The sequence below is a fragment of the Bradyrhizobium sp. CAR08 genome (assembly GCF_052871955.1).
In genome coordinates, this window is record NZ_JBIXJX010000076.1 from 1 (window position 1) to 1626 (window position 1626).

The following is a 1626-nucleotide window of genomic DNA, read 5'->3' on the forward strand; positions in this document are numbered from 1 at the left end:
CCATAGAGGCAATGAGCGAGATCAACGAAGGCCAGCGCGAGTTACTGATCGCTACGCGGACTGATGGCTCGAATAATGTATTGGTCGCTTTTCGGGATACGGGTCCGGGACTCGATCCAAACAGCGCGGACCGCGTGTTCGAGGCGTTTTACACCACCAAATCCGAAGGCATGGGCATGGGGCTGGCGATTTGCCATTCTATTATTGAGGCGCACGGGGGCCGAATGTGGGCCGGCGCCAATGATCCTCGCGGAGCCGTCTTTCAGTTCAGCATGCCCGTTGCGCCGGAGGGCGTGGATCGGGCGGTACAGGTCTCTTGAGCGTCTTAGGTCGAGTGCGTCGTCGAGCAGGGGGGCTCCGGGAGCCACGATGTGTAGCATGGCTCCGATATTCCGATCCCGCCTTATTGAGGACGATCTGATGGCGTTAACGCCGCATGCTGATGGCCTACTCCAGTTCAGCATTTGAGTTCGAGACTGCCGGTCCTCGGGCTGATTTTCCGGGTAACAGTGAGTCCTATTCACGGTCACACAGACTCAAACCTTAAGATTCTAAAAGTTTTAGGTGGAGGAGAGCCGAGTCCGCGGATATGTGTGTGCACCAAGAGAGAGCATGTGCCTATGAAGGATACGATGAAGCACATCAAGCGTTGGTTGCGCGTGCTCGGCGGACTTGCTGTCGTCCTCGGCGTCTCTTCGGTGCTCGGATCGAACAATGTGCGATTGGAGACCCTCAACGGCTTTGGCGTCTGAGCGACGGGCGGCCTTGGAGGCGAGGTAGTTCAGGTCAGATCAACCAAAGATCTGAATTATGAGTTGTGTCGTTCGTACAGCTTCGGGTACTGCAATGACAATAGTCCGCGCGAGATCCAGGTAATCGGAACCATAGACTGTACCGGTACGGAAGGGGGAGGCGAGGGGCAGGGTTGCCAATACGGCCGTGCTTGTTCGGCGCCTTACAAACGTGAATCCCTTCTCCTTATGGATAGCAACGACGCGCCTTGCGATGGCAAGGAGAAGACCTTGGTCGGCTTCGACCGGGCCGGATGCGCCCACTGGAAATTGGCTCAAACAAAACAGTGATCGGCGTTGGCTCGAGTGCTTCATGGAGCTTTGCCGTGTTGACCAGCGAGGCCAGGATTGCCCAGCTTTCGGCGCCACCCTCGCTGCCGCTGAACAACGAGTTGCGTCTTCCCATGCAATCGGGCGCATGGAACGCTCGACCGTATTGCTGTCGACCTCAATGCGGCCGTCGCGGACAAACAGCGTCAACCCGTCCCAGTGGTTGAGCGCGTAGTTGATGGCGACCGTCAGCTTCGACTGGGAAAAGAGCTGGTCGACCATCTCGGTCAGTCGCGCCTTGAGCGCCGCCATCAGCGGTGCGCTCCTGGTGCGCCGGACGGCAAGCCGCTGCTCGGCACTAATGCCACGGATCTCCGCTTCGATCGCATAGACCGCCTGCAGGCGCTCGATCATCTCGCGCACAAATGGCGACTGGGTCGTACGCATACGACGAAGGCCGCCTGATTGACACATGCGCGCGAGCGCGGCGAGTTCTACGATGGCGTTGCGTGAAGGTCAGGCGGCTTGCTGATCGGCGGACTTGCCGGCTTGGTGCAGGAGCTTC

Annotated in this window: 3 protein-coding genes; 2 read left to right on the forward strand and 1 reads right to left on the reverse strand. The window is 58.8% G+C overall.

Translation table 11 applies throughout. From position 1 onward, the window contains the following. The coding region (locus ACIPUD_RS39745) for an ATP-binding protein (protein ID WP_446482988.1) at positions 1–320 on the forward strand (320 nt) is incomplete at its 5' end. A 300-nt stretch (positions 321–620) separates the two neighbouring features. Then, on the forward strand, positions 621–752 hold the full coding sequence (locus tag ACIPUD_RS39750) for a hypothetical protein (RefSeq protein WP_446482989.1): 132 nt from the start codon (positions 621–623) through the stop codon (positions 750–752). 39 nt (positions 753–791) lie between these two features. Here the strand turns inward: ACIPUD_RS39750 and ACIPUD_RS39755 are convergent, their stop codons facing one another. Next, positions 792–1508 carry an IS66 family transposase gene (locus ACIPUD_RS39755; protein WP_446482990.1) on the reverse strand — a complete coding sequence of 239 codons (717 nt, stop codon included), beginning with the start codon at positions 1506–1508 and terminating at the stop codon, positions 792–794. Between the last annotated feature and the right edge of the window lie 118 nt (positions 1509–1626).

Excerpts from the sequence above, each read along its gene's own strand:
- ACIPUD_RS39755 (WP_446482990.1), bottom strand. The coding sequence starts at position 1,508 with ATGCGTACGACCCAGTCGCCATTTGTGCGCGAGATGATCGAGCGCCTG.
- ACIPUD_RS39750 (WP_446482989.1), top strand. The coding sequence starts at position 621 with ATGAAGGATACGATGAAGCACATCAAGCGTTGGTTGCGCGTGCTCGGC.